The organism is Vibrio gangliei, assembly GCF_026001925.1.
GTDB lineage: Bacteria > Pseudomonadota > Gammaproteobacteria > Enterobacterales > Vibrionaceae > Vibrio > Vibrio gangliei.
Genome location: NZ_AP021870.1, coordinates 573601 through 589429 on the forward strand (window position 1 = coordinate 573601; position 15829 = coordinate 589429).

16 protein-coding genes are annotated in these 15829 nt (G+C 41.2%); 6 read left to right on the forward strand and 10 right to left on the reverse strand.

Annotated features, from left to right (window positions below; all coding sequences use genetic code 11):
* Positions 1–23 precede the first annotated feature (23 nt).
* Positions 24–1124 carry a 23S rRNA (adenine(1618)-N(6))-methyltransferase RlmF gene (gene rlmF, locus Vgang_RS14680; protein WP_105901584.1) on the forward strand — a complete coding sequence of 367 codons (1101 nt, stop codon included), beginning with the start codon at positions 24–26 and terminating at the stop codon, positions 1122–1124.
* A gap of 114 nt (positions 1125–1238) precedes the next feature.
* On the opposite strand, the gene aroG is transcribed toward rlmF, so the two are convergent.
* From aroG to Vgang_RS14710, 6 genes are all read right to left on the reverse strand, one after another.
* The gene (gene aroG, locus Vgang_RS14685) at positions 1239–2294 is read right to left on the reverse strand and encodes a 3-deoxy-7-phosphoheptulonate synthase AroG (protein WP_105901585.1); all 1056 of its coding nucleotides are present in this window, start codon (positions 2292–2294) and stop codon (positions 1239–1241) included.
* A gap of 226 nt (positions 2295–2520) precedes the next feature.
* Positions 2521–2952 carry a PaaI family thioesterase gene (locus Vgang_RS14690; protein ID WP_105901586.1) on the reverse strand — a complete coding sequence of 144 codons (432 nt, stop codon included), beginning with the start codon at positions 2950–2952 and terminating at the stop codon, positions 2521–2523.
* Positions 2953–3121: 169 nt separating this feature from the next.
* On the reverse strand, positions 3122–3673 hold the full coding sequence (locus Vgang_RS14695; RefSeq protein WP_105901587.1) for a DUF3833 domain-containing protein: 552 nt from the start codon (positions 3671–3673) through the stop codon (positions 3122–3124).
* Positions 3674–3682: 9 nt separating this feature from the next.
* Positions 3683–4198 (reverse strand): chalcone isomerase family protein, encoded by a 516-nt coding sequence (locus Vgang_RS14700; RefSeq protein WP_105901588.1) that lies wholly within the window; start codon positions 4196–4198, stop codon positions 3683–3685.
* Positions 4199–4788: 590 nt separating this feature from the next.
* Positions 4789–4998, reverse strand: a complete 210-nt coding sequence (cspE, locus tag Vgang_RS14705; protein ID WP_105901589.1) for a transcription antiterminator/RNA stability regulator CspE — start codon at positions 4996–4998, stop codon at positions 4789–4791.
* A gap of 304 nt (positions 4999–5302) precedes the next feature.
* Positions 5303–6319, reverse strand: coding sequence for a lipoate--protein ligase (locus Vgang_RS14710; protein WP_105901590.1), 1017 nt, complete (start codon positions 6317–6319; stop codon positions 5303–5305).
* A 189-nt stretch (positions 6320–6508) separates the two neighbouring features.
* On the opposite strand from Vgang_RS14710, the gene Vgang_RS14715 reads away from it, so the two are divergent.
* From Vgang_RS14715 to speG, 3 genes are all read left to right on the forward strand, one after another.
* Positions 6509–7846 (forward strand): alpha/beta fold hydrolase, encoded by a 1338-nt coding sequence (locus Vgang_RS14715; protein ID WP_105901591.1) that lies wholly within the window; start codon positions 6509–6511, stop codon positions 7844–7846.
* Between the two features lie 176 nt (positions 7847–8022).
* On the forward strand, positions 8023–8559 hold the full coding sequence (locus tag Vgang_RS14720; RefSeq protein WP_105901592.1) for a GNAT family N-acetyltransferase: 537 nt from the start codon (positions 8023–8025) through the stop codon (positions 8557–8559).
* 197 nt (positions 8560–8756) lie between these two features.
* A complete protein-coding gene (gene speG / locus Vgang_RS14725; protein WP_105901593.1) occupies positions 8757–9305 on the forward strand; it encodes a spermidine N1-acetyltransferase in 549 nt (182 codons plus the stop codon).
* Positions 9306–9380: 75 nt separating this feature from the next.
* On the opposite strand, the gene Vgang_RS14730 is transcribed toward speG, so the two are convergent.
* Entirely contained in the window at positions 9381–10691 is a 1311-nt protein-coding gene (locus tag Vgang_RS14730; RefSeq protein ID WP_105901594.1) for a glycoside hydrolase family 18 protein, read from the reverse strand.
* A gap of 320 nt (positions 10692–11011) precedes the next feature.
* Here Vgang_RS14730 and tal point away from each other — a divergent pair, with 320 nt between their 5' ends.
* Positions 11012–11962: a transaldolase gene (tal, locus tag Vgang_RS14735; protein WP_105901595.1), complete on the forward strand. Its 951-nt coding sequence runs from the start codon at positions 11012–11014 to the stop codon at positions 11960–11962.
* 128 nt (positions 11963–12090) lie between these two features.
* Here the strand turns inward: tal and Vgang_RS14740 are convergent, their stop codons facing one another.
* Together Vgang_RS14740 and Vgang_RS14745 are read right to left on the reverse strand one after the other, a co-directional pair.
* Positions 12091–12243 (reverse strand): hypothetical protein, encoded by a 153-nt coding sequence (locus Vgang_RS14740; protein WP_170066821.1) that lies wholly within the window; start codon positions 12241–12243, stop codon positions 12091–12093.
* A 16-nt stretch (positions 12244–12259) separates the two neighbouring features.
* Positions 12260–12910: an alpha/beta hydrolase gene (locus Vgang_RS14745; protein WP_108745527.1), complete on the reverse strand. Its 651-nt coding sequence runs from the start codon at positions 12908–12910 to the stop codon at positions 12260–12262.
* A 393-nt stretch (positions 12911–13303) separates the two neighbouring features.
* On the opposite strand from Vgang_RS14745, the gene ylqF reads away from it, so the two are divergent.
* Positions 13304–14248, forward strand: a complete 945-nt coding sequence (gene ylqF, locus Vgang_RS14750) for a ribosome biogenesis GTPase YlqF (protein ID WP_105901596.1) — start codon at positions 13304–13306, stop codon at positions 14246–14248.
* A gap of 150 nt (positions 14249–14398) precedes the next feature.
* Here ylqF and Vgang_RS14755 read toward each other — a convergent pair whose 3' ends face one another.
* Complete coding sequence (locus Vgang_RS14755; protein ID WP_105901597.1) at positions 14399–15400, reverse strand: CobW family GTP-binding protein; 1002 nt, start codon at positions 15398–15400, stop codon at positions 14399–14401.
* Between the last annotated feature and the right edge of the window lie 429 nt (positions 15401–15829).

Sequence of the window (15829 nt, forward strand, 5' to 3'; positions counted from 1 at the left end):
TCTTTATCATCCTGGAGCCATTTATGCCTGTTGGGCCAAAAACCAAATCATCTTCTTCTCGCTCAACGGGCAAAACGTCAAGACAACACGCTAAACCACCGGTTGGGCCTCGCGGTAAATCTAAAACAAATACAACGAAAAAGTCGACGTCTAAACCAACAGGCTTGCACCCACGTAATCTGCATCAAGGGCGGTATGATTTTGCTAAATTAGAACAAGCTAGCCCAAAACTGACTCAGTATGTGATTCGCAATCCACGCGGTGAAAAGTCGGTTAATTTTAGCGATCCACAAGCGGTGCTGGCTTTAAATGAAGCCTTGTTAAAAGCCTATTATGGGTTAGAGTTTTGGCAGATCCCGCAAGGTTATTTATGTCCACCGATTCCCGGACGTGCGGACTATATCCACCACTTAGCCGATTTAATCGCTTCCACTGAAAGAAAAGTGAAAGCATTAGATACCGTTCAAGAAAACAATAGCTCGTCAAATCATAAACATTCGCTGCTGGATATCGGTACAGGCGCGAATTGCATCTACCCGATCCTTGGTAGCACAAGTTACGATTGGAATTTTGTCGCTTCAGATATCGATCCTGTTTCGATCAAAACCGCTCAATTATTGGTTCAGTCAAACAAAAAACTCAAAGGCAAAATCAAAGTCCGACACCAGACTCACTCCAACCACATATTGCATAGCATCATTCAAAGCGATGACCTGTTTATTGCGACTGTGTGTAATCCCCCTTTTCATGAATCACTTGAAAAAGCACGCCAAGGTAGCCTGAGGAAAGTGAATAACTTGAACAAAGGGAAAACAGCGCAACTGAGCAAACGTAGCCAGCCGGTTCTTAATTTTGCAGGCACCGCCAATGAGCTTTGCTGTAAAGGTGGTGAAATCGCCTTTTTGAAGCAGATGGCGAGCGAGAGTAATGATTATTCTCAGCAGGTGTGTTGGTTTACAAGTTTAGTGTCAAAGAAAGAAAATGTGCCTTTACTGCAGCAACTGCTGAAGAAACTTGGAGTGAAAGAGTGTCAGGTATTTACGATGGCGCAAGGCCAAAAAATCAGCCGATTTGTGGCATGGACATTTTTAACGCCAGCGCAACAAAGCGTATTTTTTAATTAAATAACCTGAATTCAGCTTAAATAGCAACCGATTTCAACAAAAACGCCACTTAATCTTTAGCTTTCAAGCAGCTAAGGTTAAGTGGCGTTGTTCACTCAATAAGTTTTAATTTATTTACTTAGCGGCACGTCGTGCAGCAACCGCATCCGCAAGTTGGCGCAATACGGTTTCTGTATCTTCCCAACCAATGCATGCATCAGTGATACTTTGACCATAATTTGCCGCTTTACCATCAACAAGATCTTGACGGCCTTCGTTTAGGTGGCTTTCAATCATGACACCGAAAATCGCATCTTCACCAGCTGCAATTTGGCCTGCTACATCTTCAGCGACAACCATTTGGCGTTGGAATTGTTTCGAACTGTTTGCATGGCTGAAATCAATCATCACTTTTTGACGTAAACCATTACCAGCTAATTCAGCTTTTACTGCAGCAACATGTTTGGCACTGTAGTTTGGCTCTTTTCCGCCGCGTAAAATAATATGGCAATCAGGGTTACCCGCGGTTTCAACAATCGCAGAATGACCAAATTTAGTCACCGATAAGAAATGGTGAGAAGCCCCCGCAGAACTACAAGCGTCGGTCGCAATCTTAATATTACCGTCAGTACCGTTTTTAAAACCAACTGGGCAAGATAGGCCCGAGGCTAATTCACGGTGAACTTGTGACTCAGTGGTACGCGCACCGATAGCGCCCCAACTGATCAAATCACCAACATACTGAGGTGTGATCATATCCAAAAATTCACTGGCGGTCGGCATGCCTGAATCAGTTAGATCAAGCAGCAGTTTACGCCCCATGCGTAAGCCATCATTAATTTGGTAGCTGTCATTTAAGTACGGGTCGTTGATCAAACCTTTCCAGCCCACGGTGGTACGTGGTTTTTCAAAATAAACACGCATGACCACTTCAAGGTTATCTTTGAGCTCATCACGCAATACTTTTAAGCGTTTACCGTATTCAAGCGCGGCTTCAGTATCATGAATGGAGCAAGGGCCGATCACCACTAATAAGCGGTCATCTTTACTTTCAAGAATATTATGAATGCTTTGGCGGGACTCAAATGTCGTATTAGTAGACTCTTCTGTCGCTGGAAACTTCTCTAAAACTGCGACTGGGGGTAAAAGTTCTTTGACTTGCTTAATTCTTACATCATCAACTTGTTGCATAACGACATTATCCTTATCTTATGTGCATTCTAAGCTGAGTATTGTGTCTTACAAAAAACACACCTCAGTTAAAACTTGTTAAATTTCTCTTCCTTGCTGTTAACTTATCCTTACAAAAACAGAACTTCAATCATTAATTCGCTATAAAGCCCATATTTCCCTATTTTTCTTACAAGAAACAAAAATGCAGCGGCGAACCACTGCATTTCATATCAGACAATATTGTCTATCGAATGATCATACAAGTTGCTGTCGCATGACCATAAATCTTGCCATCAGAATCTTTTAACGAACCTTCAGCAATACCAAGTGACTTGCTTAAATTAATCAATTTTCCTTCGGCAATCAGAGGCTTATTTTGTGGGACTGGTTTCAGCATTTTCACATTAAGATCAATCGTAGTGTAATCAATTCCCGCGTCCAGCGCAGAATGAACGGCACAAGCGGTGGCTGAATCGAGTATGGTGGCTAAAAACCCGCCATGCACGCCCCCTAGCGGATTGAGATGCCTTTCATCAGCCATTGCCTCAAAAACGACCTTACCGTATTCAACCGAAATGCCTTTCAATGGCATGGTCTGTGTAATTGAAGCCGGCGGTATTTTGCCATCAAACATAGCCTGTAGCGCCTGTAACCCCGTCATAGTTGCAACTGACATATCATTCCCTTGTTATTATTGATGTATACCCAAGTAACCTCAAGATGCGAGTTTCAGCATCTAGAGGTCACTTGGGTATATATGTCAATTATGAAAGAGATCTGACCACTTGGCTAAAATTAAACCAAAAATTGAGACTTACTCAGCAGGATTTAACAAAATAACAACATTATTCTTTCTCAATCACGAGTGTCACTTGGGCAACTTCAATGCCGTACTTAGTTATACTGGTTCGGTTAATTAAACGATTATCGGTGACTAAATACATCCAATCATCAAAATGGGTTTCCAATGTGTCACCTTTGTATGGTAGCTCAACGTAATATTGCCAATGAAATACACTTCCAGCACTACGACCTTTTGCTACACCAATAACATCCGATGCTTGCCCTTCAATCTTGCCTTCATCATCTAAGGTAATCGTCCAGGTTCGCTTTTGTCTTTCATCATCATCGTAAATGAAGTCTTCTTCAATAGTGCCAATATTGTCTTTCCACGTAGCTTCCATGTTGACGACGAGTTTTCTCGTCAATTGGCCTTTATAATCTTGCACCACACCATAGGCTTTTAAATTGCCATTAAAAAAGGATTTAAAATTAAATTGCGGCTGACTCGACTGGTAAAAATCCACATCTGGCGCACTACAACTAGCGAGTACAAAACATAAACCAACTATGGTCACGATCTTATAATGCAATACATTTAATAACTTAATTCTCATACTTTCCCCCTACTCACTCCGTTTGATTAATTGCGCTCTCAAATCGGGTTCAGATGTATTAGGCGATAGCCAAATAGCGAGAAACTGTTCACTAAAGTTTGAGTCCTGAATTTCACCCACCTTTTTCTGGTTGTAATAAAATTTTGAGATCCCTTTGTCATTCACTAATAAAGTTAAGCTATCGCCTTGATTTATATCTGGCCACATAGATAAAAGCTGTTGATCATATTTGCCAATCAAGCCGTTTTGCCCTAGATGTTCCCACTGTTGATTGGTTGCAGAAACAATATCTTTCGCTTTGATGTTGCGTAAATACGTAAGTGAAAATTTAATTGGAGGTTGATATCTCTGGAAAGTCCCAGTTTTGGTATATAACTTGGCATCGTAAATATCCCAGAATAAGTGGGTCATTCTGGCTTCCCCGACCAGTTTAAAATGATCCTCTTTCGCCCAAACAGGCCAAGAAGGCAAAACAATTGCTATAGGAATAATGAATAAAACCAGTCGAAGGTATGTCCACTTCATGACGTATCACTCTTTTATTAACGTAATACTTGATACGTTTAGTGAGCAATTTCGATCATATTTTTAGGTCGCGTTTATCTTTCATATACATTTTTCAGAAAAAAATAAACACGCCCTCATAAACAGGCATTAAAAAAGCACATCAAATCGGATGTGCTTATTTGCCTAAAAGGCGGGTATCAATTTGAGATTGATTATTTTTTGACTTGGTCTTGGCCACGTTTGTGTTGAAACCAAAAACGTTTTCTGCCATTTGAACGAGACATATTATTTTCCTTTAATTACCACGTGCGCCCAACTCCTGTGCGCCTTATTCCCATCACACTCATTAGAAAGTCAATTCGAGTGCATTTTCAGCAAGCTTTAAATTAGCGAATGTTTACAGGCGATTCTGTGATAAAGATTCGATTACACACATTAACCATAATTAAATAGCGGTTAATAATTCAAGAAGAATATGAATAAGGGTATATACAGAAAGGTTTTATATATCAGGGATTAAGGGTGCTTTGCAGATAAAAAAACGCTGACTCTAATAAGCCAGCGTTTACAATTCGGTTACTTAGATAAAGTATCTAAGAAATCAAAAATTAAGCAGGAACAACGTTCGCAGCTTGAAGACCTTTTTGGCCTTGCTCAACTTCAAAAGAAACCTTTTGGCCTTCTTTCAGAGTTTTGAAACCTTCAGTCGCGATAGCACGGAAGTGTACAAACACGTCAGCTTCGCCATTGTCTTGAGTGATGAAACCGAAACCTTTTTCTTCGTTAAACCATTTAACGATACCAGTTGCTTTAGACATAATCTGTCCCTTATTTTTGTGCAATAAATGCAGTTCATTTAAATAGCGCCGATATGGCGAGTGCTGTGTTGAACGATTTAATGTTTGATGAAGCGAAGGGAAAATCTAAAACAAACGGATGTTGCGGATTCTACTTTTACTCAATTGTTGCATTAATCACTCTTATCAACAGAGCGATGTACATACTACATGGTTAATGGAATATGTACACCACTTTCATCAATATTATTGAAAATAAATGTCGTTTTGATTTACCAATCAAACTTTAAAGACTTTGTTATTGATAACTAAAGTGTTTTTTGCATCACGCTAACTGCAATTGTAACCAGTTTTTCACTTGTTCAAGCTCTTGCTGATTCTGTGGAAACTGATTTTGTACGATTTCCAGCGCCGCATGAACGCCATCATTACTATAAACCTGCCCGACTAATGCTAGCTGTAGTGCTTCTAGTGGTGCAGGATCTAAGCTATCAGTAAAAATTTGCACTTCTTCAATATGCCCTTTTTTCACATTAAAGTGCAGCTCTACCCCGCCCCATACAAATCGCTCATCCATTTGGTGACTGAATTCAGGTGTGTTACCAAAGTTCCAATGCCAATCGCGTTGTTTAGCGTAAGTAGTTTCAAAATTAGGAAGATCGGGTAATGCCTCTTCTGATATGTACTCAGGCTCAGATTCTTCGCCATAATATTCAAAGAAAGATTGCTTGATCGCCTCACACAAACGCTCATGGTTTAATGTCGCATCAAGTTCATTTAGGTTAATGACACGCGAGCGTACCGATGTAATTCCCTTGGCTTGTAACTTCTTTGGATCGGGGTTTAAGTAATCCGCAAGTCTGCTCATATCCGCATTCAATAAAATCGTGCCATGGTGGAACCCACGATCCATCGTTTCACGGTAGGCCGAACCAGAAAACTTACGTTCACCCTCTTCTGTTTCTACCACCAGATCATTACGCCCTGTCGCTTTACCATTAATGCCTAACTTCTGCAGTGCATCTAATACAATTTGAGTAGAAACCGACTTATCATAACCAGGCTTACCCGCCATGAAGGTAAAGTTACTGTTGCCTAAATCATGGAATACCGCGCCACCACCACTTTGACGACGAGCCAAAGTAATCCCATCTTTTTCCATTCGTTGGGTATTACATTCTTTCCATGGGTTTTGAGCTCGACCAATCACCACAGTATTATCATTACACCACAAGAACAGTACTTTTTGTTCCGCACTCATTGAGCGAAAGATCGTATCTTCCACCGCAAGATTAAATAATGGATTGGTCGATGTAGAGAACAATAATCGAAGAGAAGACATACTACTTACCCTGTAAACTGAAGACTTTGGGAATCATAACCTGAAAAAGAAACAAATAGCTAAGTCGTTGGCAATATTTGCTTTACAAGTCGGTATTGAGTTTTAATTATATTGTTAGATTTTGTTGCTTTGAAATATACCCATACATGTTTATATACCTCTCAATTACTGTCGCTCAAGGAGATTTCTGTGACGCCAACTCATCCTTCACTCGCTGCATTTATCGATCATGAACTCCTTTATCAGCCACACCTATTTACCGTCCCGCTCGACCATAGCCATCCCTCTGGCGAATCAATTTCAGTCTATGCACGCGAGGTGATTAAATTAGAGAATCAAGATAAAGACTTACCTTGGTTGGTGTACTTTCAAGGCGGCCCAGGCTTTCCATCACCTCGCCCTGATGCACGTTCTGGATGGTTAAAAGCGGCACTGAATCAATACCGAGTATTATTGCTCGATCAACGCGGCACAGGGTTAAGCTCACCACTCACTCACCAAACGTTGGCGAGCATGGCACCAGAAGCACAATATCAATATGCACAGCATTTTCGTGCTGACAGTATTGTGAAAGACGCAGAATTCATTCGCCAAAAATTGGATATCGAACAATGGGCAACTTTAGGACAAAGTTTTGGCGGTTTTTGTACTTTAACTTACTTATCCTTATTTCCTGAAAGCTTACTTAGATGCTATGTCACCGGTGGCATACCACCACTTAATGCGCATGCCGATGAGGTTTATCACGCGACATATCAACGAGTAAAACAAAAGAATCAAGCGCTCTTTAATCAATTTCCACAAGCTCAAACACTATGCCAGCGTATTGCCGATTACTTGCTTGAAAACCCAGTCAACTTACCTAACGGGCAAGCGTTCACGGTAGAACAATTTCAAATGATTGGTATTAATCTCGGACGCGGTGATGCTGCTTTAACCATGTATTACCTGTTGGAAAATGCCTTTATCGAAGTAAATGGCCAGCCAACGTTAAGTTATGCTTTCTTAAATACAATGTTGGCTGAACAGGCTTATCAAACTAATCCCATATACGCATTTCTACACGAAGCTATTTATTGCCAACCTTTTGCTCAAAATGAACAAGGTAATACAGCGTCGGCTTGGTCGGCTCATCGTGTACGCGAGCATTACCCTGAGTTTAACTACCAACCTGGTCAGCCATTTTTATTTACCGGTGAAATGGTTTATCCGTGGATGTTTGACCAGATGCAATGTTTAAAACCATTAAAAGAAATGGCCGAAAAACTTGCCCATAAAGCCGATTGGACTCCGCTATATGATACCGATGTATTAAGTCGTAATACGGTGCCTCTTGCGTGCGCAACCTATGTCGACGATATGTATGTCGAGTTTGATTATTCTCGTCAAACACTTGCCAACATTCCGAATAGCAAGGCATGGATGACCAATGAATACGAACACAACGGGCTTGGCATAGCAGGTGAGCTCATTTTCAATCGATTAGATGACATGTTGAAGCAAATTGAAAATAGACCGAAATCTTAGTTGACGGAAGCACACGGCATTAGGTAAAAATATTCACTCAGGGCTCGCTAAACTGGGTTTTCAATAAACCTAATGCTCAATAAATTAAGTGCTCAATAAACAAATTGATCATTCAACAATGAGCCCTATGGCTAAAAAAACAGTGAATCGGCGATCAGTGTTATAAGGAAATAACTATGCAAACTCACTCGCTTCAAACTAGAGTACTAACGGATGTAGAACCACACATGGATGCGCTGATCGCTCTTTTACAAGACTGTGTAGCGAGCGGCGCATCAGTTGGTTTTTTACCGCCAGTCGATTCAGATACCGCTAAACAATATTGGCAGCAAGTCGGGATTGAACTTAACGCCAGACCCTCTGCTCGTCTTTTACTTGCCGCCTTTGAAAATAATCAGCTTGTGGGCTGTGTACAGCTAAGTTTATCTACAAAAGCGAACGCTCAGCATCGCGCTGAGGTTGAAAAGCTGATGGTTCACACCCGTCATCGTGGTAAAAGTATCAGCAAGGCGTTATTGCAACATTTAGAAGAAGAAGCACAAGTCGCTGGTCGACATCTTTTAACTTTAGACACTCGCGTTGGTGATATTGCTACCGACCTCTACAAAAGAATGAACTATACCGAAGCTGGCTACATCCCTGATTTTGCTCTCAGTGCCAGTGGTGAATTAGACGGCACAACCTTCTTCTATAAAATGCTGGCAAAGCAATAGAAACAAAATCACCCACTCCGGCCTTCTTGAGTGGGTGTTTTTTTATCAAAAAATTTACACTGTAAAAAGCCCCCAAGAGTGACACTGTCACACATTGAGCAGTATTTTTTATCGTTATCGACGAATTATTTCATTCTTAATGGTCCATCGTTTCCTCTATACTCAACTCGTTGTAATTTATGCATTAAGAGACTGTTATGAGCGACAATATCCGTATTAGAGCATTAGAAAAAGACGACCTTCGTTTTATTCATAGCCTCAACAATAACCGCACCGTTATGTCCTACTGGTTTGAAGAACCTTACGAATCATTTATGGAATTGGAAAGCCTATACATTAAGCATATCCATGATTTGAATGAGCGCCGCTTTATTGCCGAGAACACTGATCGTGAGCATGTTGGACTGGTCGAGTTAGTAGAAATTAACTACATCCACCGTACGGCTGAATTTCAGATCATCATCGCCCCACACTTCCAAGGCCGCGGATACGCACGTGAAATTATCGATCGTGCGGTAAACTACGCATTTAAAATTTTGAACATTAACAAACTGTATCTTCAAGTATCAGATGAAAATGAGAAAGCGGTTTATCTGTACGAAAGTTTTGGTTTTAAACGCGAAGGTTTATTGATTGAAGAATTCTTTATGAACGGTCAATATCGCAACGCCATCCGTATGTACATGTTGCAACGTGATTATATTCAGCGCCAACAAGAACCGAGTGCAATTGATGCGATTGAATAAATAACCTCAGCGGTAATTAAATAATGAAACACAAAATGCGCGAATAGATATCGCGCATTTTTGATTTAATGAGACCTATTTTTGCATCCCTTGGTACATAGCTTCCACCAGCTCATTATCCTTTGTATCCCCAGTTAATTCCCAAGCAAAAATACCCGCTAAGCCTTTTTGTTTGGCCCATTCAGCTTTTGCTTTAATAGAACGTGGATCATCATAAGAGATGAAGGTTTTTTTCTCAGGGTTCCATAAGAATGGCGCTTGTGATTCTCTATCATATCCCTGTTGATAGCCTTGCTTAGTACCGTAGTTTTGCATCAGATCCCAATACATGAAATAGCCCGGCTCACTGGTACCGAAAGTCGCACCTTTTTCCGACGTCAAATCGGCAGTAGGTAATTTGCCATCGAAATTTTGTGTTCCTTCCCAACCACGGCCATAAAATGCCGCACCCATCACCAATTTATTGGCAGGAATACCTAGCTCAATCATCTGCTCTAAAAAGACATCCGCTCCCATACCCCACCAACTTCGATCCGTTGCATGCAAATTGGTTAAATGCCCTGTTTGTTTTCCCCAGCCACCAAGAAAATCATAAGTCATCCCAAACATATTGGTTAGATAAGGCGCAGCGGATTTCCAATCAATCTGGGCTGCTTTAGGACCAACACCAACAGCCGTCGATAATTCATATTGTTTGTTGGTTTTTGATGTCAAAGCATCCAATTGAGTGCGAATCGCCTTCACTAAATAGGTGTAGGCTTCTTTTTCGGATGCTTTTTGTTCATCACTTAACTTAGTGGCCTCATTCCAAGGAGAAGTCGTTAAACCACCGCCACCTGGATACTCCCAATCTAAGTCAATTCCACCAAAGAAATCATATTGAGCAATAAGTTCAACTGCCGTTTTTGCAAAATGATCCATCGTTTTTTTATCTTTCGCCATCTCATGAAATGGTTCAGACATCGTCCAGCCACCAAATGATGGCAAAATAGTGAGGTTGGGATGTTCCAATTTTAATTGCGCTAATTGTGCAAAATGCCCTTTGTAGTCAACATCGACAGCCGTTTTACCAAAATCGACTTCAAGCGCTGCTTTTTTATCCACGATGACGGCAGTAAACGGCTCTTTACCCTCACATTGTTGCTGAATTTGTTGCATCACGGTTTCACCAGCGCCGGTGTGTGGTCCGCACATACTCAAAAATGCATAAATAACATGGGTGAGTTTATCCGCAGGAATATCTTTTACGGTAAAGGGGTGGTCTTTATTTTTATATTGCCAATCGGCAAAGTAACCGGCCACAACGGGCTGTTGTGCTTGTACTGTATTATGGGCAACTAATGCCAGCGATGATGCCATGAATAAAGCGAGTGTCTTGACTTTCATATTGCTTCCTTTTGAATTCAGGGGGTCAACTTGAAAGTAATACAATTTTAAGTGGTTCAACCGCTTCTTCGGTCAATTAGGAAGTGACTTCAAATATCCACTGGAAACGCATGAAAATTTGTAACGTTTGCGCAAACGATCAGCAAAGAAAAAGTGAGATCTAAGCATCCTTTTACGCAGCACAATTTGACTTAGCTCGCATATATTTCCAATATGAATACCAAATCAAGCCTTGTGAAACAAAGCCTAGCAATACACTAATCTGCCGCTTGATTCCGATTTTCAATCCATATTATTTTTATTATTAGATAGGGTTATACATGAGTAGTAAATTAGAACAACTTCGCGCATTGACTACTGTTGTTGCTGATACCGGCGACATTGATGCGATTGCCAAATACCAACCCCAAGACGCCACCACTAACCCATCATTAATTTTAAAAGCAGCGCAAATTCCTGCGTACGCCGATTTGATTGAACAATCCATTGCCTATGCTAAATCACAAAGCCAAAATACCGATCAACAAGTGCAAGATACTTGCGATATGCTTGCGGTGACCATTGGTAAAGAAATCTTAAAAGTCATTCCAGGACGTATTTCAACCGAAGTCGATGCTCGTCTTTCTTATGATACCGAAGGCAGTGTGAACAAAGCTCGCCAATTGATCAAAATGTACAATGATGCTGGCATCAGTAATGACCGCATTTTGATTAAACTGGCGTCAACTTGGGAAGGCATTCGCGCCGCTGAAATCTTAGAAAAAGAAGGCATCAACTGTAACCTGACACTTCTATTCTCATTTGCACAGGCTCGTGCGTGTGCAGAAGCTGGCGTATATCTCATCTCGCCATTCGTTGGCCGCATTATGGATTGGTATAAAGCCAAAGAAGGTCGTGATTTTGCCGCAGATGAAGATCCAGGTGTGAAATCAGTCACCAGCATCTACAACTATTACAAACAGCACGGCTACGACACGGTTGTAATGGGTGCCAGCTTCCGTAACACTGGCGAAATTCTTGAGCTAGCAGGTTGCGATCGCTTAACCATCAGCCCGCAGCTTCTTCAAGAACTCGAAGACGCACAAGGCAACGTTGAGCAAAAACTAACGCCAACTCAAGATATTCAGCCTAAGCCAGAAAAAATGAAGCACGCTGAATTCTTATGGGAGCACAACCAAGATCCGATGGCGGTAGAAAAGCTGGCTGAAGGCATCCGCGCATTTGCCGTTGACCAAGGTAAGCTAGAAGATATGATTCGCGCTAAGTTGTAAGTCAAAGTCAAGATAGTTTCATAAAAGAAAGACCTTAGTTCATTAATACTAAGGTCTTTTTCTATATGGCATTAACCAGAAATATTTTTAATCTTCTCTGCAAGCTTTAAGAGCTTAAATACCGATGTTTATGTTTTCTCCGCTTTAATGCGCTTCCAACTTTGCTTAAAGGTTTTGCTGCCATCTGATTGCGCAATATTAAGTCCTACGTCGGCCAAATCTTGTGTTTGCTGGAAGGCATAGCGGTGTTTTTCACGCAGCAATTTGGTGTACAACAACAAGCGTGCAGCTTTGACGTCACCTCGTCGAATTGCCTGCCAAAACGTAACTGACAATGGCACTGGATGAGTTTGGAAGTACTTTCTCACCACCCACACAATGAATCCGATTAACAACAGCAATAAAACAATCGCAGCGCCCCGTTGCCACGATCTTTTCACTGTCGACATTTGACTGTAACCCTAGGAAACCGACAGCGGCACTAAAGTCTTCGGTGTTAATATCTGGTGAAGCAATGTTTCTTGGCTCGCCACCACTTTCACCAGTGTAAGATGGATCAAACGCAAGAGTAACAAAGCCTCGTTCTGCCATAGTTTGCGCATAAAGACCAGAAGATTGCTCTTTTACTGCGCCAAAAGGACCACTCAATACAATGGCAGGAAGTTTGCCTGACGCTGATTTAGGTTGATATAAATCTGCTACTAAAGTAATGCCATAGCGGTTTGGAAAGCTGACTTTTTTATGCGTTACTTCATCCCTTTTAGCAAAAGTTTTATCCCACTCACTGGTTAATTCTAGCTCTTCTTTCGCCATCGCTTGGCTTGACGTTAAGCTGCCAATACCTAGCGCGACTAAACCAGCTCCAGCGACTTTCATCATATCTCTACGCCCCGTATTCATTGTATTTTCATCATTACCAGTATTACGCGTTTTAGTCACTTCACTCATCACACTATCTCCTAATATCTATGAATGCTCTAAGGCTTGATAAAACAACCAGCTTACTTTCTGATATACCATTGAAAACGAGCAGTATTGCGCTCGGAGCTTCTTTATTAAGTTCATCTATTGTGTCTAAAACCCCCTAAAACGCGGTAGCCAGATATTACGTATTTATTGCCTAACCTTCGTACAAACTGAATTATCTAACATGCTGATGAAATGACATTTAGGCGTTTGCATTCCCGCTCAGTCAATAAAATGGTAAAGTGAGCGGCAATAACAGCGCTGTGGTCTGTGATTGGGTTTTATATTGAGCAAACCGGTTTATTTCTACTCTATATTTTTCAATCAATAGACAACTACATGCGAACTAATTAGAAAATAAGGCAATATATTCAAATGGTTAACAACGCAATCCAATGGTTCCCCGGTCACATGCACAAAGCTCGTAAAGAGATCGAGGAAGTGATCCCTAAAATTGATGTCATCATTGAAGTATTGGATGCTCGTATTCCATTTTCGAGTGAAAACCCGCTGATTTCTAAGCTTCGCGGTGATAAACCTTGTATTAAAGTACTGAATAAACGTGATTTATCTGATCCAGAATTGACGGAGCTTTGGATTGAGCACTTTGAAAAAGAACAAGGGGTGAAAGCGATGGCGATCACCACAGAAAACCCGCAAGAAGTGCATAAAATAATGGAATTATGTCGTAAACTTGCTCCGCACCGTACCGATATCGGTAAAGATATTCGCACCATGATCATGGGTATTCCAAACGTGGGTAAATCAACCATTATTAATACCCTTGCCGGACGTACGATTGCTCAAACCGGTAACCAACCTGCCGTAACTCGCCGTCAGCAGCGTATTAATCTACAAAACGGTATTGTGCTGTCTGATACTCCGGGAATCTTATGGCCAAAAGTGGAAAATCCACACAGTGGTTTCCGTTTAGCTGCAACAGGCGCAGTGAAAGACACCGCAATGGAATACGATGAAGTGGCGTTTTACACGGTTGAATACTTAGCGGCGCAGTACCCTGAGTTACTAAAAGAACGCTATAACATCGACGAATTACCGGAAACTGAAATCGAATTAATGGAAGAAATTGGCCGTAAACGTGGCGCGTTACGTGCCGGCGGCCGCATTGATTTACATAAAGCTTCAGAAATTCTACTGCATGAACTTCGTAGCGGCACCTTAGGTAAAGTGACTTTAGAGTTGCCAGAAATGATCACGCAAGAATTAATTGAAGTGGAAGAAGAAGCCGAGCGTAAAGCCGAAGAAAAAGCGAAGAAAAAAGAAGAACGTCGCAAACGTTATTTACGTAACAAACGTTAATATTAACCGAATAAACATTAGCGACAGATTATTTCTTGCGAACAGAGGTTTTAATCAGTGTGATTGATTGGCGGCAGATTTCCCTTCCGCCTTTTTCTTTTTTATCGATCACATTCAATCGTTCACAATTATGCGCTGCTATTTAAAAAATTAATCGACCATTAAAGAAAGCAAAACATCTTCGAGCTGTTGCCACGGCATTAGTTGGCTGTCGATCACTTCAAGCCGTGATTCAAATCCATCCAAACTCATTTTATTTACGCTAACCACGCCATTCGACACATTAAACGCATAGCAGCCTTGATCGGTATTCATTACGCCTTTTACACGCTCTGCAGTAATGGCGGATAACATCGAAAATAACTGGTCAAAATTAAAATTTACTTCAGCACCAAAGATCCAACCGCAACTAAAATAGCCCTGCCCTTTATTTTCTTTACGGGTAAACGCCTCACCCGGTTTAAGCGCAAACTGCGGCTCAAAATCAGCATGATTATGATGGTGGTGATGTGATGTAGTCGTTTCTTGTGTAATGTCAGTTCGTTCAATATCTAATATCGTTTGTGGTAGTTCTCCATGAATGGCAGTCAGCAATTGTAACTTAGCCGATTCGATGGGATGTGTTTGCTTAAAAGTTTCAAACCAAATAGCTAGCTCTGCGATATCTTGCTCAGTGGCGTTATCCATTTTATTGGCTACAAGGATTTGCGCGGATTCAAGTTGATCGTTGAAATTCTGGTTATCGCGGTATTTATCGATGGATAAGTATTTTGGATCCAGTAAAGCGATAGTGGCTTTTAAATCAACATAAGGTGCAAACTGTTCGGACAACAATTTTGCTGTCACTTCTTTTGGGTGACCAAGCCCTGTTGGTTCAATAATCAGTCTATCCGGTTGCGTTCGCAGCAGCGCATTGATGCCAACCGACATAGGCACACCAGCAGTACAACACATACAACCGCCTGGGATTTCTTTGATCATCGCACCTTGGTCGGACATCATCGCACCATCAATGCCTATTTCGCCAAATTCATTGACTAAAACCGCCCAATTCTCATTTTCAGGTTTGTTTTTTAGTAAATGTAAAATCGCAGTAGTTTTACCTGTTCCTAAAAAACCGGTGATAATATTGGTCGGCACTTGTTGCGGCATTGCTGTCTCCTTGAACCTTTGATTTCTACCATCGCCCATCTTTAAAACAAAGATGAATAAAAAAGGCCGATTATTATAATCAATGCTGATAAAGGTTTCGACATGAATCTTAGCGGTTAGAAAAGCCCAATCGCAAATACCGCAAACACAAAAAAGCGCACCAGTTGCAGTGCGCTTTTTCCCTCGAGACTCAATCGTGAGTATGCGGGTCAAACGTGTGTTTTCTGTTTTGACCATAATCGAGGATTTCAATCTATATACTTTGTCACTTCCAAATTGTCTTTTGCTAATCCGTAATTGATATTCCACTATGTCGCTACGCTATCGACTAGAAGCTAAAGCTACCAGACGTTGCTCTACATCTAGAACATCTTGATTACGTCAGCAGAAAGGCTTTCCTCCTTAGAAAATATATCACTTCCTGCTAGT

Excerpts from the sequence above, each read along its gene's own strand:
- rlmF (WP_105901584.1), top strand. The coding sequence starts at position 24 with ATGCCTGTTGGGCCAAAAACCAAATCATCTTCTTCTCGCTCAACGGGC.
- aroG (WP_105901585.1), bottom strand. The coding sequence starts at position 2,294 with ATGCAACAAGTTGATGATGTAAGAATTAAGCAAGTCAAAGAACTTTTA.
- Vgang_RS14690 (WP_105901586.1), bottom strand. The coding sequence starts at position 2,952 with ATGTCAGTTGCAACTATGACGGGGTTACAGGCGCTACAGGCTATGTTT.
- Vgang_RS14695 (WP_105901587.1), bottom strand. The coding sequence starts at position 3,673 with ATGAGAATTAAGTTATTAAATGTATTGCATTATAAGATCGTGACCATA.
- Vgang_RS14700 (WP_105901588.1), bottom strand. The coding sequence starts at position 4,198 with ATGAAGTGGACATACCTTCGACTGGTTTTATTCATTATTCCTATAGCA.
- cspE (WP_105901589.1), bottom strand. The coding sequence starts at position 4,998 with ATGTCTAAAGCAACTGGTATCGTTAAATGGTTTAACGAAGAAAAAGGT.
- Vgang_RS14710 (WP_105901590.1), bottom strand. The coding sequence starts at position 6,319 with ATGTCTTCTCTTCGATTATTGTTCTCTACATCGACCAATCCATTATTT.
- Vgang_RS14720 (WP_105901592.1), top strand. The coding sequence starts at position 8,023 with ATGCAAACTCACTCGCTTCAAACTAGAGTACTAACGGATGTAGAACCA.
- speG (WP_105901593.1), top strand. The coding sequence starts at position 8,757 with ATGAGCGACAATATCCGTATTAGAGCATTAGAAAAAGACGACCTTCGT.
- Vgang_RS14730 (WP_105901594.1), bottom strand. The coding sequence starts at position 10,691 with ATGAAAGTCAAGACACTCGCTTTATTCATGGCATCATCGCTGGCATTA.
- tal (WP_105901595.1), top strand. The coding sequence starts at position 11,012 with ATGAGTAGTAAATTAGAACAACTTCGCGCATTGACTACTGTTGTTGCT.
- Vgang_RS14745 (WP_108745527.1), bottom strand. The coding sequence starts at position 12,910 with ATGAGTGAAGTGACTAAAACGCGTAATACTGGTAATGATGAAAATACA.
- ylqF (WP_105901596.1), top strand. The coding sequence starts at position 13,304 with ATGGTTAACAACGCAATCCAATGGTTCCCCGGTCACATGCACAAAGCT.
- Vgang_RS14755 (WP_105901597.1), bottom strand. The coding sequence starts at position 15,400 with ATGCCGCAACAAGTGCCGACCAATATTATCACCGGTTTTTTAGGAACA.